We start from the raw sequence: 14200 nt of genomic DNA on the forward strand, positions 1-14200 counted from the left end.
AGGGCAAGGCCATTCCCTCGTCCAAGGTGCAGAAGGTGCAGAACCTCGAAGGCGGCATCGTCGCCGAGATCTTCGCCAAGGAAGGGCAGGTGGTCGAGGTCGGCCAGCCGCTGCTGCGCCTGGACGAGACCCGTTTTGCCTCCAATGTCGGTGAAACCGAAGCCGACCGCCTGGCCATGGCCCTGCGTGTCGAGCGTCTGAGTGCCGAGGTTGAGGACCGCCCGCTGAAAATAGACGAAGAACTGCGCAAGGCCGCGCCCAGCCAGGCGGCGGACGAGCAGTCGCTGTACCAGAGCCGCCGCCAGCAGTTGCAGGACGAACTCGCTGGCCTGCAACAGCAGCTGGTGCAGAAGCAACAGGAGCTGCGGGAGTTCACTTCCAAGCGCGCCCAGTACGCCAACAGTTTGCAGTTGCTGCGCCAGGAGATCGGCATGTCCGAGCCGCTGGTGGCCCAGGGCGCGGTCTCCCAGGTAGAGGTGCTGCGCCTGCGCCGCTCCGAGGTGGAAACTCGTGGCCAGATGGAGTCCACGGCGCTGGCTATCCCGCGTGCGGAAGCGGCCATCAAGGAAGTCGAGAGCAAGATCGAAGAGACCCGCGGCAAGTTCCGCAGCGAGGCCCTGACCAAGCTTAACGAAGCCCGCACCGAGCTGAACAAGGCCACCGCTACCAGCAAGGCACTGGACGACCGCGTCAACCGTACCCTGGTCACTTCGCCGGTACGCGGCATCGTCAAGCAGCTGTTGGTCAACACCATTGGTGGCGTGATCCAGCCGGGCAGCGACATCATCGAGATCGTGCCGTTGGACGATACGCTGGTGATCGAGGCCAAGATCCTGCCCAAGGACATCGCCTTCCTTCACCCGGGGCAGGAAGCGACCATCAAGTTCAGCGCCTATGACTACACCATCTACGGTGGGTTGAAGGCCAAGCTTGAACAGATCGGCGCCGACACCATCACCGACGAAGACAAGAAGACCACCTACTACCTGATCAGGCTGCGCACCGACAAGAGCCACCTGGGCACCGACCAGAAGCCGCTGCTGATCATCCCCGGGATGGTCGCCACGGTAGACATCATGACCGGCAAGAAGACCATCATGAGCTACCTGCTCAAGCCGATCATGAAGGCCCGCGACGAGGCTCTGCGCGAGCGGTAAGCCCGACGCAGGCGCGCGCCCCTGTAGGAGCGGCCTTGTGTCGCGAAAGGGCCGCAACGTGGCCCCAGGGGTATCAGCACAGAGGCAGAGATTGCTGGGGCCGCGTTGCGGCCCTTTCGCGACACAAGGCCGCTCCTACAAGGGCAGTGCATGGTTCGAGCACCAAAATCAGGCACCACAACCCTTCATATCTTTATTCTTTAAAGATATTTAAATTATTTTTCTTATACCCCTATAGTCGCTCCCACTGCGTACCCGTCGACCAATCGATGCGCCGCACGACTTGAACCCACACGGGTAATCCCCGTGCGTTTCTGATCGTTGCGCGCCATTGAAGTCGCGCACTGCGTGGGAGTGACACATGCCAGCCGCCTCGAACGCCTTGTCGACCATCGACAGCGCCCAGCCGCAAACCTTCGAAATCCGCCCTTTCTCCGGTGCCGTCGGCGCCGAGCTCATTGGCCTGGACCTGGCCAGGCCGGTCAGCGCCGAGGATTTCGCCCGTATTCATCGCGCCCACCTCGACCACCATGTGCTGGTGTTCCGTGACCAGCGCATCAGCCCGGAACAACAGATCGCCTTCAGCCGCCGCTTTGGCGAGTTGCAGATCCATGTGCTCAAGCAGTTTCTGCTTGCCGGCCACCCGGAAATCCTGATCGTCTCCAACATCATCGAGAACGGTCAGAATATCGGCCTTGGCGATGCCGGCAAGTTCTGGCACTCGGACCTGTCGTACAAGGAGCTGCCGAGCCTCGGCTCCATGCTGCATGCCCAGGAGCTTCCCAGCGAAGGCGGCGACACCCTGTTCGCCGACATGCACAAAGCCTGGGATGCGGTACCCGAAGCCCTGCGCAAAGTGGTCGAGGGCCGCAGTGCCGCTCACTCCTATACCGCCCGTTACGCCGAAACCAAATTCGAAGGCAACTGGCGCCCGACCTTGACCGCCGAGCAGCTCGCGCAGGTGAAGGAAGTCATCCACCCGGTGGTGCGTACCCACCCGGAAAACGGCCGCAAGGCGCTGTTCGTCAGCGAAGGCTTCACTACCCGCATCGTCGGCCTGCCGGATGACGAAAGCCGCGACGTGCTGCAACAGCTGTACGCGCTGAGCGTGCTCGAACAGAACATCTACCGTCACCAGTGGCAACCCCATGACCTGGTGTTCTGGGACAACCGTTCACTGATTCACCTGGCCACCGGTTGCCCGGCGCACCTGCGCCGCAAACTGTTCCGCACCACCATCCAGGGCGATGCCCCGTTCTGACGACTGAGGAATTCATCATGCGCAAATCCATCAGCCGCCTGGCGGCAAGCATCGGCCTGGGCGCCAGCCTGGTCGTCGGCAGCCTGGCGGCCCCCGCCGTGGCACAAGCCGAAGGCAAGATCCGCATCGCCGAGCAGTTCGGCATCGTCTACCTGCTGCTCAACGTGGTGCGTGACCAGCACCTGATCGAGAAGCACGGCAAGCAGCAGGGCATCGACATCGAGGTCGACTGGGCCCAGCTGTCTGGCGGCTCGGCGATCAATGACGCGCTGCTGTCCGGTTCGGTGGACATCGCCGGTGCCGGGGTCGGCCCGCTGCTGACCGTGTGGGACCGTACCAAGGACCGGCAGAACGTCAAGGCCGTAGCCTCATTGGGCAACTTCCCGTACTACTTGGTCAGCAGCAACCCGAACGTGAAGACCATCGCCGACCTTTCTGACAAGGACCGCATTGCGGTGCCTGCGGTAGGTGTTTCGGTGCAGTCTCGCTTCCTGCAATACGCCGCCGCCCAGCAGTGGGGCGACAAGGAATACAACCGCCTCGACAAGTACACCCTGGCCGTGCCGCACCCGGATGCCACCGCCGCGCTGCTGGCCGGCGGTACCGAACTGAACGGGCACTTCTCCAACCCGCCGTTCCAGGACCAGGCGCTGGCCAACAAGAACGTGCATGTGGTGCTCAACAGCTATGACCTGCTCGGCCCCAACTCGCCGACCCTGCTGTTCGCCACCGAGAAATTCCGCAACGACAACCCCAAGACCTACAAGGCCTTCGTCGACGCACTGGCCGAGGCGGCGGACTTCGCCCAGAACGACAAGGCCGCCGCAGCGGATACCTACATCCGCGTGACCAAGGCCAAGATCGACCGCGACGCGCTGATCAAGCTGATCGACAACCCGCAGTACGAATTCACCGTCACGCCGAAGAACACCTACAAGCTGGCCGAGTTCCTGTATCGGGTTGGCGCCATCAAGCACAAGCCGGCATCGTGGAAGGACTACTTCTTCCAGGATGAACGCCCGCTGCAGGGGAGCTGACCGACCATGACCGCCCCTTTGCCAGGCCACACGGCCAGCAACCTGAGCCGTATCGCTACACCGCCGTTGCTCAAGGTGGACAGCCTGAGCCTCGAATACCGCACCGCGCAACGCGTGGTGCGGGCCACCCACCAGGTCAGCTTCGAAGTCGATCGCGCTGACCGCTTTGTCCTGCTGGGCCCATCAGGCTGCGGCAAGTCGACCTTGCTCAAGGCCGTGGCCGGTTTCATCGCCCCCCAGGAAGGGCAGATCCTGCTGCAGGGCCAGCCGGTCAACGGCCCCGGCCCTGACCGCATCGTGGTGTTCCAGGAGTTCGACCAGCTACCGCCCTGGAAGACGGTGAAAGAGAACGTCATGTTCCCACTGCTGGTGTCCGGCCAGCTCAAGCGCGCCGAGGCCGAGGAGCGGGCCTTGCATTACCTGGACAAGGTCGGCCTGGCCGCCTTTGCCGATGTCTACCCACACATGCTGTCGGGCGGGATGAAGGCACGCGTGGCGATCGCCCGGGCGCTGGCGACCCAGCCGAAGATCCTGCTGATGGACGAGCCGTTCGCCGCGCTCGATGCGCTGACCCGGCGCAAGATGCAGGAAGAACTGCTGCTGTTGTGGGAGGAAGTGCGCTTCACCTTGCTGTTCGTCACCCATTCCATCGAGGAGGCGCTGGTGGTCGGCAACCGTATCCTGTTGTTGTCGCCCCACCCAGGCCGGGTACGTGCCGAGGTGCACAGCCACCAGTACGACCTCGGCAGCCTCGGCGCTGCCGATTTCCAGGCCAGTGCGCGGCGCATCCATCGCTTGCTGTTCGACGAGGCCGAAGCCCCTGAGCCGGCCGATGACCTGGGCTTCAACGACATTCGCATCGCCTACTGAGGAGCTTCAGCCATGACCCCTACACCTGTACGCCAGGAATACGAGGTGCAGCTGGAGCCCTTGCTCAGCGTGCCTGTGGAACGCAATCTACCCTTGGCCCAACGCCTGTGGCAGCACGGCTGGCTGCGCAAGGCGGTGATCCTGGTGGTGATCGCCGCCTTGTGGGAAGCGATCGCCCGCTACCAGGGCAACGACCTGCTGCTGCCGACCTTCCTGCAGACGGCTGCGGCACTGTGGGACGGACTGCTCAGTGGTGAACTGCCGGCCAAGGTCGGCGTGTCGCTGGTGATCCTGCTCAAGGGTTACCTGCTGGGCATCGTGCTGGCCTTCGGCCTGACCAGCCTGGCAGTGTCGACCCAGCTCGGTCGCGACCTGCTGGGGACGCTGACCTCGATGTTCAACCCGTTGCCGGCGATTGCCCTGCTGCCGTTGGCGCTGTTGTGGTTCGGGCTGGGTGACAACAGCCTGATTTTCGTGTTGGTGCATTCGGTGCTGTGGGCGCTGGCGCTGAATACCTATGCGGGCTTTCTCGGGGTATCGGAAACCTTGCGCATGGCCGGGCGCAATTACGGCCTGAAAGGGCTGCGGCTGGTCCTGCACATCCTGGTGCCGGCAGCGTTGCCGTCGATCCTCTCGGGGCTGAAGATCGGCTGGGCGTTCGCCTGGCGCACCCTGATTGCCGCCGAACTGGTGTTCGGTGCCAGCAGCGGCAAGGGCGGGCTGGGCTGGTACATCTTCCAGAACCGCAACGAGCTGTATACCGACAAGGTGTTTGCCGGTTTGGCGGTGGTGATCCTGATCGGCTTGCTGGTCGAGGGGCTGGTGTTCAATACCCTGGAGCGGTTGACTGTTCGGCGGTGGGGCATGCAGCGGTAGTTTTCCTGTGCCGGCCTCTTCGCGGGCACGCCCGCACACACAGGTACTTCACAGTGTTCAGGACCTGCGCGATCCCTGTGGGAGCGGGCTTGCCCGCGAAGAGGCCAGCACAGGCGACTAATTCATGTACTGTGCAGCCGCATTGCTCAAGGTCCTGGCGATCTCTTCGCGCAGTGCCTGCGGCTCTTCGACCACCACGCCGTCGCCCTGGCTCAGCACCCACCAGCGCAATGGCCCGCCATCTTCCACCGTGGCCCGCAGCCGATGCCCGTGGTCCAGCGCCGTCAATTGCATGTCCATGCTCAACGGCGCTTCACGCAACTGCTTGGCCAATGGATCGCTGACCCAAGCTTGCATCTCGATTCCTGCACCTTGCCCAGGCTGAAGCGAATCACCACGCAAAAATCCCTGCAAATCGAAATTACCCCGCAGCTCGCCAGCAGAGTTCGCCGACCAGTGCCAGCCAAACGGAATGCTCTTGTCATTGCGGTCCAGCGGAAAGATCAGCGACAGCTCGTTGAGGTCCCGTTCCACCGTACGTTTGCTGACATTGAAGCCCACATCGCGCAGGCGCCATACCAGTTCGGCACTGGTGATACCTGGAGAACGGCTGGGTAACTGGCGCAGCAGCGCCCATTGACGGCTGAGGGTGGCGCGGGTGGTGGCGAACGGCAAAAGGTAACGTCCTTGTCTAGGCTTGCCGCAACAGGATGGCGGCTCGAACGGGTCATGGCAATTAGCCATAACTCGTTCAGATCAAGGAATGCGCAATTGGTTGCCTTGCCTTGAATCGTCCGCGACAGGTTTTGACGTGACGTCGCGCAGAATCACGCCTCATCACAGCCGCGGTCGGGCCTGTGGGTCGTTCAATGAGGATGAACATGTCTGCTGTCAGCAATATCCATTCGCTGCTCGCCCGTCTTCTGCCTGAGCAGGTCATTTGCCCACCGACACCCGCCGGCAGGCGACAGCGGCTGTTTGCCGGGGTAGGGCAGCCCAGCCAGCGTGCGTTGCTGGTCAACCGACTGGACGAAGCGCACGACCTGCAGGCGGTATACCTGGACCTGCGCCAGCAGGCGCTGGCCGGCAATGTCGCAGCACTCAACGACCTGGGCTGGATCTGGCTCAACGGCAAGTACTGGCGCGCCGACACCGCGCTGGCCGGGCACCTGCTGCGCATGGCGGCGCTGCAGGGCAATGCGGCGGCCTGGTTCAACCTCGGGCAGCAGCATTACTTCGGCAAGGGCGTTGCAACTTCCTATGTCCAGGCCGAGGAATGTTATCGCCAAGCGTTTGAGCGCGGCATGCTGCATGCCGCTGCCGCGCTGGGCGACCTGTATGAAGAAGAGGTCTGCGATGCCGCGCTGGGCTGGCAGGTGGACCTGGTCCAGGCCTATCAATGGTTTCAGCGCGGCGCCGAACGCGGCGAGGCGCGCTGCCGATTCGAGGTGGGCTACCGCTTGCTGCATGGTCTGCATGTGGACGCTGACGTCAAGGCCGCGTTGTATTGGCTGGAACTGGCGGCTGCAGCCGGAGTCATGCAGGCTGCCGAAGAGTTGGCGGTACATTTCAGCAGCCGCGATGAAGCGCGCTATCTGGATTGGCGTGATCGCGCGGTGCAGATGGGCAGCACATTGGCACTGACCATGAAGCTGGAAGACCAGGTTCAGCCCTGAATGAACATGAATTCATGAGGTCCTCCGTCGCACACGGTTGACGACAGGGGGAGGCACAGGCGTATATTGATAGTTAGCAAACTATGAATATCCTTGGTTCCCCACATGTCCATTGACTCCTTGCGCCTGCAGGTCAGCAGCGGCATGGTGGTTGCCGCTCGCCATTGGCGGCGCATCTGCCACAACGCGTTGATCGGCTACGGTATCTCCGAGGCCTGCGCCGCACCGTTGCTGATGATCGTGCGCTTGGGCGATGGCGTGCATCAGGTGGCCGTGGCCCAGGCTGCCGGCCTGGAAAGCCCGTCGCTGGTGCGCCTGCTCGACCAACTGTGCAAGGCTGGCCTGGTCTGCCGCAGCGAGGACCCGCTGGACCGCCGCGCCAAGGGCCTGAGCCTGACTGCCGAAGGCCGTCGCCTGGCCGAAGCGATCGAAGCCGAACTGGTGCGCGTGCGCCATGACGTGCTGCAGGGGATCGACGAGGCGGACCTGCTGGCCGCATTGCGCGTGCTGCGTGCCTTCGAGGCTGCTGGCCTGGGCATTGCGGGCGGGGCGGCATGAACGGTTTCTTCAGCTCGGTGCCACCGGCCCGCGACTGGTTCTACGGCGTACGTACCTTCGCCGCGTCGATGATCGCCCTGTACATTGCCCTGCTGCTGCAGTTGCCGCGTCCATATTGGGCGATGGCCACCGTCTACATTGTCTCCAGCCCGTTCGTCGGCCCAACCAGCTCCAAGGCGCTGTATCGTGCCGTGGGGACGCTGCTCGGTGCTGCCGGGGCGATCTTCTTCGTGCCGCCGCTGGTGCAGTCACCGCTGTTGCTGAGCATCGCCATCGCCCTGTGGACCGGCACCCTGCTGTTCCTCTCGCTGAACGTGCGCACGGCCAACAATTACGTGCTGATGCTGGCCGGCTACACCTTGCCGATGATTGCCCTGGCGGTGGTCGACAACCCGCTGGCGGTGTTCGACGTGGCGTCCTCCCGGGCCCAGGAGATCTGCCTGGGGATCGTCTGCGCGGCGGTGGTCGGTGCGATTTTCTGGCCGCGCCGGCTGGCCCCGGTGGTGGTGGGTGCCACCGGCAACTGGTTCACCGAAGCGATCCGCTACAGCGACATTTACCTCGCCCGTGAAGCCAGCGCCGACAAGGTCGCAGGCATGCGTGCAGCGATGGTCACCACGTTCAACTCGCTGGAGCTGATGATCGGCCAGCTCGGCCACGAAGGTGCCGGCCCGCACACCCTGAAGAATGCCCGCGAGCTGCGCGGGCGGATGATCCATCTGCTGCCGGTGATTGATGCCCTTGACGACGCTCTGATCGCCCTCGAAGGCCGCGCCCCGCTCCATTACGCGCAGCTCCAGCCAGTGCTGGATGCCGCCCGCGAATGGCTCAAGGGCACCGCCGACAGCGCGTCTGTCTCGCGCTGGACGGCTTTGCACGAGCAGATCGACCGCTTGCAGCCCGGCGCCGCCGCGCTCGATCAGCGTGCCGAGCTGCTGCTGTCCAACGCACTTTACCGCCTGACGGAATGGGCCGACCTGTGGCAGGACTGTTGCTCCCTGCAGCATGCCCTGCGCAGCGACGACCCCAAACCCTGGCGCGCGGTCTACCGCCACTGGCGGCTGGGCCGCCTGACCGCATTCTTCGACCGCGGCCTGATGCTCTACTCGGTGGTCTCCACGGTGCTGGCGATTGTCGTCGCCTGCGGGCTGTGGATCGGCCTGGGCTGGAACGACGGCGCCAGTGCGGTGATCCTCGCCGCGGTGTCGTGCAGCTTCTTCGCCGCCATGGACGACCCGGCGCCGCAGATCTACCGGTTCTTCTTCTGGACCTTGATGTCGGTGATCTTCTCCAGCTTGTACCTGTTCCTGGTGCTGCCCAACCTGCACGACTTCCCGATGCTGGTGCTGGCCTTCGCGATCCCGTTCATCTGTGTCGGCACCCTCACCGTGCAGCCGCGCTTCTATCTCGGCACCTTGCTGACCATCGTCAACACCTCGACCTTCATCAGCATCCAGGGTGCTTATGACGCCGACTTCCTGACCTTCCTCAACTCCAACCTGGCGGGCCCGGCCGGCCTACTGTTCGCTTTCATCTGGACCCTGGTGATGCGCCCGTTCGGCGTGGAGCTGGCGGCCAAGCGCATGACCCGCTTTGCCTGGCGCGACATCGTCGAAATGACCGAGCCGGCGACCCTGGCCGAGCACCGCCAACTCGGCGTGCAGATGCTCGACCGCTTGATGCAGCACCTGCCCCGCCTGTCGCAGACCGGCCAGGACAGCGGGGTGGCACTGCGCGACCTGCGCGTCGGGCTTAACCTTCTCGACCTGCTGGCCTACCTGCCGCGGGCCGGTCAGCAGGCCCGCGAACGCCTGGGCACGGTGATCGAGGAGGTCGGCGCGCACTACGCCGCCTGCCTGCGGGCCGGTGAACGTCTGCACGCGCCAGCCGCACTGCTGCGCAACATGGAGCGGGCACGCCTGTCGTTGAACCTGGATGAACTGTACGAACGCGGCGATGCCCGCACCCACTTGCTGCATGCCCTGGCAGGCCTGCGCCTGGCGCTGCTGCCGGGTGTCGAGGTGATGCTCGAGCCTGCCGAACAACCGCAACTGCCCCCCGGCCTGGACGGAGCGCCCCTGTGATCGGTGAACTGGATATCAGCGGGGTATTCCTGCCCACGCTGCTGGTGATGATGTTTGGCACCTACCTGCTGTTCCTGGGGGTGCACGCGGTGCTGGTGCGCCTGCATTTCTACCGCCTGGTCTGGCACCGGGCGCTGTTCAACGTTGCCCTGTACGCCGTGCTGCTGGGCGCGGTCGACCACTTTTGCCGAAGCCTGATGCTGCCATGAAAAAACCTTTGCTGACCCTGGGCCGTGTGGTCCTGACCTTGCTGGTAGTGACCTTCGCCGCCGTGCTCGTGTGGCAGATGGTGGTGTACTACATGTTCGCCCCCTGGACCCGCGACGGGCACATCCGCGCCGACGTGATCCAGATCGCCCCGGACGTGTCCGGCCTGATCCAGAAGGTCGAGGTGCGCGACAACCAGACCGTCAAGCGCGGCGACGTGCTGTTCACCATCGACCAGGACCGCTTCACCCTGGCGTTGCGCCAGGCCAAGGCGACTCTCGGCGAGCGCCAGGAAACCCTGGCCCAGGCGTCCCGCGAAGCGCAGCGTAACCGCAAGCTCGGCAACCTGGTGGCGGCCGAGCAGCTGGAAGAGAGCCAGTCCCGCGAGGCCCGCGCCCGCTCGGCGGTCAGCGAGGCCCAGGTGGCGGTCGACACTGCCCAGCTCAATCTGGATCGCTCGGTGGTGCGCAGCCCGGTGGATGGTTATCTCAACGACCGCGCCCCGCGCGACCACGAATTCGTCAGCGCGGGTCACCCTGTGCTGTCGGTGGTCGACAGCGCCTCGTACCACGTCGATGGCTACTTCGAGGAAACCAAGCTGGGTGGCATCCACATCGGCGACGCAGTGGACATCCGCGTGATGGGCGACAACACCCGTCTGCGCGGCCACGTGCAGAGCTTCGCTGCCGGCATCGAAGACCGTGACCGCAGCAGCGGTGCCAACCTGTTGCCCAACGTCAACCCGGCGTTCAGCTGGGTGCGCCTGGCCCAGCGTATTCCGGTGCGCATCGCCTTCGACGAAGTGCCGGAAGACTTCCGCATGATCGCCGGGCGCACTGCCACGGTGTCGATCCTCGAGGGCCAGCGCCCATGAAGCAGCTGATCCTGGCGGGGTTCTGCCTGTCCCTGGGGGCCTGCATGATGGTCGGCCCCGATTACCAAGTACCGAAGGACGCGGCGGTGCAACGCAGCGACCTCAACGGCCCGCTGCGCCAGGATGCCGACAGCGTGGTGTCGGCGCCGGTGCCCGAGGACTGGTGGCAGCTGTATCAGGATCAGCGCCTCAACGAACTGGTGCGCCAGGCGCTGAGCGCCAACACAGAGCTGCGCGTCGCTGCGGCGAACATCGCCAAGGCCCGTGCACAGGTCGAAGTGGCTGAGTCCCAGGGTGGCTTCAATGGCGGCATCAAGGCCGGCGCCCAGCGCCTACAGGAGTCCGGCCAGGCCTTCCTGCTGCCGGAGAAGGTACCGGTGGCCAACATCGGCGAGGCGATCATCAGTGCCTCGTACCAGTTCGACCTGTGGGGCACCTTCAAGCGCGGCACCGAGGCCGCCAAGGCCAACGCCGACGCGGTGCAGGCCGCCGCCGACACCGCGCGCATTACCTTGGTGGCCGACGTGGTCAAGGCCTACACCCAGGTGTGCTCGGCCAACGAGGAATACCACATCGCCCGCGAGTCGCTCGACCTGCAGGAGCAGAGCGTGAAGCTCAACCAGCGCCTGCGTGACGCCGGCCGTGGCGACGAAACCCAGGTCACCCGCTCGCAGACCCAGTTCAAGTCGTTGCGTGCCGAACTGCCGCGCTTCAAAGCCGAGCGCGAGACCGGCCTGTACACCCTGGCAGCGCTGCTGGCCAAGCCTGTGGATAAGTTACCTGCCGGCACCGCTGACTGCGCCGAGCTGCCACAGCTGAACCAGCTGGTGCCGGTTGGCGACGGTGCGGCGCTGCTCAAGCGCCGCCCCGACGTGCGCCAGGCCGAACGCCAGCTGGCGGCGGCCACCGCCGAGATCGGTGTGGCGACCGGTGCGCTGTATCCGGATATCAGCATCGGGGCTCAGGTCGGCACCATCGGTATCCTCGAGGACCTCGGTGATCCGTCGACAAACCGCTGGGGCTTTGGCCCGCAGATCAGCTGGAGCATCCCGACCAACGGCACCCGCGCCCGCATTCGCATGGCCGAAGCCTCGACCCAGGCGGCGCTGGCGCATTTTGATGGGGTGGTGTTGAACGCCATTCGCGAAACCCAGACCCGTTTGGCGCAGTACAGCGCCTTGCTTGACCGGCGTGATGCGCTGGCCGAGGCGGAGAAGTCGGCGAAGGAAGCGGCGGACCAGACGCACCGGTATTACCAGGCAGGGCGTGAGTCGTTCCTGGCGGATTTGCAGGCGACGCGGACTTACACCGACATGCGCTCGCAGCTGGCGGCGGCTAACAGCCAGGTGGCGTTGGGGCAGATTGGCGTGTTCCTGGCGTTGGGTGGGGGGTGGAAGGAAACTGCCAAGCACTGAGATTGCGGTCGTTGTGGGAGCGGTTCTACAGGCTCCCACAAGTATGCCTCGAGCACTTGAGGGGTATCACTTTTTTGGACCTGAATCAAATCCCTCAGTCTTGATCTCCCTCCGAACTATCCTACTGGGCCTGTCGGAAGCAGCTGTCTTGGCTGAAAAGTCTTCCCGGAATAATGTCCTCGGGTCTCCTTTCCAAAGGCATTGACCCTTTCGCAATTCATTCCTTCTGTTTACTTCCTGCGCCGCACGCATTGGTCCGGGTGCAGTTCCCTGGCTTGAATTTATATCGATATGGATATATTTTTTGATCTGCAGCTTCCTGCATGTTCAGCCAAGCCTTGTGAGACGGACGGATGGAGCAGTGTGATTCAGTGCCTTGGAAAGGGCGAGTCATGAATTGCACATCAAGCGTCTGGATCGACGGCATAGGGGGATCTGCATGCGGGTCGATGAGAAACCCATCGAGTGGGTGGGCAGCAGTAAAGAGGACGTACGCAGTTTTCCGCTGGTAGCTAGACAGCGAGCTGGGTACCAACTGGATTTGATTCAGGCAGGCGAGGAGCCTGCGGACTGGAAGCCTGTGGAAACGGTAGGACAAGGCGTACGGGAGATTCGCATCAAATGCAAAGACGGCGCTTTTCGCGTTTTTTATGTCATTAGCCGCCCTGAAGCCATCTATGTCCTGCATGCGTTTCGCAAGACTACTGAGAAGACTGAAAGACGCGACATCGACTTGGCAAGAGCCCGGTTCAAGTCGCTGAGTTAAAACGGAGAGATTCAACGATGGCAAACGAGCGATCTACCTCGGTTTGGGACGTGTTGGTTGATTCGCCTGAAGAGGCCGAGAACCTCCGGCTGCGTTCGAAGCTGATGCGCGAATTGACCAAGGCTGTGCGAGCCTGGGATCTTCCGCAGAAAGATGCAGCAAAGCGGTTGCGAGTGACTCAACCGCGCTTGAGCGAGTTGCTCAATGGCAAGATTGATAAATTTTCACTGGATGCCCTGGTAAACCTGCTGGCCAATGCTGATCTGGAAGTAGATTTCACGGTGAAAGGGAAGGCAGCATAGTTCGGGCAATTGATTCGCTTCGGGTTGGCCTTGCGCTGGCCAGCATTGTTAGCGCTGGCCAGTCTACCTGCGCTGTCAGATATTTCCGAACCTGAAACCAAATGCTTCAATTCGGGTTCCATGTCGAATTATCCTACGGCACCTGTCGGAAGGTGCTGTCTTGGCTGGGAAGTGCTCCCGGACTACTGTCCCTGGGTCGCCTCGCAAGGCGATCGGGCGTGAGACACCCGGTTTACATTCGGTAGCACCGCTTCATGGCGGTCGTGTGCGGACAGGCTTTGGCCTGGCCGGGGTTACCGTATGTCCCGGGTCTCACACCGTGCACGACTGCCACCCAATTCCGTGAGACGAAGAGGAGAGCAGTTCCATCTCTCATACGGAGTTCCGACATGAAAAAGCTCGTACCCGACCCACCTTCATCCTCTATGCCTCAACTCGACATCCCTGGCTTCTCGTTCATCACCCCGCCCAGCACCGAACAATGCGACTCGCTGGTCCATGCTTTGACCCTTACCGTGCAGCAAACCTACAGCGTCCTGCTGGACAGCGAACCAGGCCCACAACGCGATGCCATGGCCATGAACATCCGTCTGCTATGCCGAATGGTTTCTGCCTTGGCCGACCATTCGGACCTCCCCATCTAAAGCAAGGAGCGACAGGATGAGCACTTATCCACAAGATGCAGTAACAGCAGGCATTGAGACCTTCGATCTGTTCAGCCTCAAGCCCAACGTGCCCTTTGACCATGCGTTCTCGCAGCTTTCGGTGTTGCTCGGCTGCATCCGCCACCTGACCACCGAAGCGGAAATGGAGAATGACCGCGTGGCTGGAAGTGCGGCGCGGATTCTCAGCGAGATGGCCAAGGCCCTGATTGATGATATGGAACGCGGGCTGAACAAGGTACATCAATAGGCTTCACAACCTTTTGCATCGCTACAGGGATTGGGCTTGCCCGCGTAGACCGCGTCGACTTCTTCGCGGGTAAACCCGCTCCCACAGGGATCGCGCTTCTTTGAAGAGAATTGAACGCATTGCCCGGCTGTCATCCCTTTCCCCACTTCATCTGATTAGTCTCAAGATATTTCATGAAATCCACCCCCAGCCCTTGAGCGAAGCA

General features: G+C 63.0%; 16 protein-coding genes. 15 read left to right on the forward strand and 1 reads right to left on the reverse strand.

Annotated features, from left to right (window positions below; genetic code table 11):
- From CQW31_RS10180 to CQW31_RS10200, 5 genes are all read left to right on the forward strand, one after another.
- On the forward strand, positions 1–1157 hold a 1157-nt coding region (locus CQW31_RS10180; protein WP_099814408.1), incomplete at its 5' end, for an HlyD family type I secretion periplasmic adaptor subunit.
- 361 nt (positions 1158–1518) lie between these two features.
- On the forward strand, positions 1519–2418 hold the full coding sequence (locus CQW31_RS10185) for a TauD/TfdA family dioxygenase (protein WP_099814409.1): 900 nt from the start codon (positions 1519–1521) through the stop codon (positions 2416–2418).
- 17 nt (positions 2419–2435) lie between these two features.
- The gene (locus CQW31_RS10190; protein WP_099814410.1) at positions 2436–3455 is read left to right on the forward strand and encodes an ABC transporter substrate-binding protein; all 1020 of its coding nucleotides are present in this window, start codon (positions 2436–2438) and stop codon (positions 3453–3455) included.
- A gap of 6 nt (positions 3456–3461) precedes the next feature.
- A complete protein-coding gene (locus CQW31_RS10195) occupies positions 3462–4325 on the forward strand; it encodes an ABC transporter ATP-binding protein (RefSeq protein ID WP_054883922.1) in 864 nt (287 codons plus the stop codon).
- 12 nt (positions 4326–4337) lie between these two features.
- Complete coding sequence (locus CQW31_RS10200; RefSeq protein ID WP_027919390.1) at positions 4338–5201, forward strand: ABC transporter permease; 864 nt, start codon at positions 4338–4340, stop codon at positions 5199–5201.
- Between the two features lie 117 nt (positions 5202–5318).
- Here CQW31_RS10200 and CQW31_RS10210 read toward each other — a convergent pair whose 3' ends face one another.
- Positions 5319–5876: a WYL domain-containing protein gene (locus CQW31_RS10210; RefSeq protein ID WP_054883921.1), complete on the reverse strand. Its 558-nt coding sequence runs from the start codon at positions 5874–5876 to the stop codon at positions 5319–5321.
- 206 nt (positions 5877–6082) lie between these two features.
- Between CQW31_RS10210 and CQW31_RS10215 the strand changes: the two genes are divergently transcribed.
- From CQW31_RS10215 to CQW31_RS10260, 10 genes are all read left to right on the forward strand, one after another.
- Positions 6083–6877: a tetratricopeptide repeat protein gene (locus tag CQW31_RS10215; RefSeq protein WP_054883920.1), complete on the forward strand. Its 795-nt coding sequence runs from the start codon at positions 6083–6085 to the stop codon at positions 6875–6877.
- Between the two features lie 105 nt (positions 6878–6982).
- The gene (locus CQW31_RS10220) at positions 6983–7435 is read left to right on the forward strand and encodes a MarR family winged helix-turn-helix transcriptional regulator (RefSeq protein ID WP_054883919.1); all 453 of its coding nucleotides are present in this window, start codon (positions 6983–6985) and stop codon (positions 7433–7435) included.
- Positions 7432–9519: an FUSC family protein gene (locus CQW31_RS10225; protein WP_054883918.1), complete on the forward strand. Its 2088-nt coding sequence runs from the start codon at positions 7432–7434 to the stop codon at positions 9517–9519. The genes CQW31_RS10220 and CQW31_RS10225 overlap by 4 nt, the downstream gene beginning before the upstream one ends.
- Positions 9516–9728, forward strand: a complete 213-nt coding sequence (locus tag CQW31_RS10230) for a DUF1656 domain-containing protein (RefSeq protein WP_016392395.1) — start codon at positions 9516–9518, stop codon at positions 9726–9728. The genes CQW31_RS10225 and CQW31_RS10230 overlap by 4 nt, the downstream gene beginning before the upstream one ends.
- Positions 9725–10600, forward strand: coding sequence for an HlyD family secretion protein (locus CQW31_RS10235; RefSeq protein WP_099814411.1), 876 nt, complete (start codon positions 9725–9727; stop codon positions 10598–10600). Before CQW31_RS10230 ends, CQW31_RS10235 begins: the two co-directional genes overlap by 4 nt.
- Positions 10597–12015, forward strand: a complete 1419-nt coding sequence (locus tag CQW31_RS10240) for an efflux transporter outer membrane subunit (protein ID WP_099814412.1) — start codon at positions 10597–10599, stop codon at positions 12013–12015. The genes CQW31_RS10235 and CQW31_RS10240 overlap by 4 nt, the downstream gene beginning before the upstream one ends.
- 439 nt (positions 12016–12454) lie before the next feature.
- Positions 12455–12781 carry a type II toxin-antitoxin system RelE/ParE family toxin gene (locus CQW31_RS10245; RefSeq protein ID WP_054883915.1) on the forward strand — a complete coding sequence of 109 codons (327 nt, stop codon included), beginning with the start codon at positions 12455–12457 and terminating at the stop codon, positions 12779–12781.
- Positions 12782–12798: 17 nt separating this feature from the next.
- The gene (locus CQW31_RS10250; RefSeq protein WP_054883914.1) at positions 12799–13083 is read left to right on the forward strand and encodes a helix-turn-helix domain-containing protein; all 285 of its coding nucleotides are present in this window, start codon (positions 12799–12801) and stop codon (positions 13081–13083) included.
- A gap of 389 nt (positions 13084–13472) precedes the next feature.
- Positions 13473–13727, forward strand: coding sequence for a hypothetical protein (locus CQW31_RS10255; protein ID WP_054883913.1), 255 nt, complete (start codon positions 13473–13475; stop codon positions 13725–13727).
- Positions 13728–13743: 16 nt separating this feature from the next.
- The gene (locus tag CQW31_RS10260) at positions 13744–13995 is read left to right on the forward strand and encodes a DUF3077 domain-containing protein (RefSeq protein ID WP_054883912.1); all 252 of its coding nucleotides are present in this window, start codon (positions 13744–13746) and stop codon (positions 13993–13995) included.
- Positions 13996–14200: the final 205 nt, after the last annotated feature.

It is taken from the genome of Pseudomonas sp. 382, from assembly GCF_002759075.1.
In the GTDB taxonomy this organism is placed as follows: Bacteria; Pseudomonadota; Gammaproteobacteria; order Pseudomonadales; family Pseudomonadaceae; genus Aquipseudomonas; species Aquipseudomonas vlassakiae.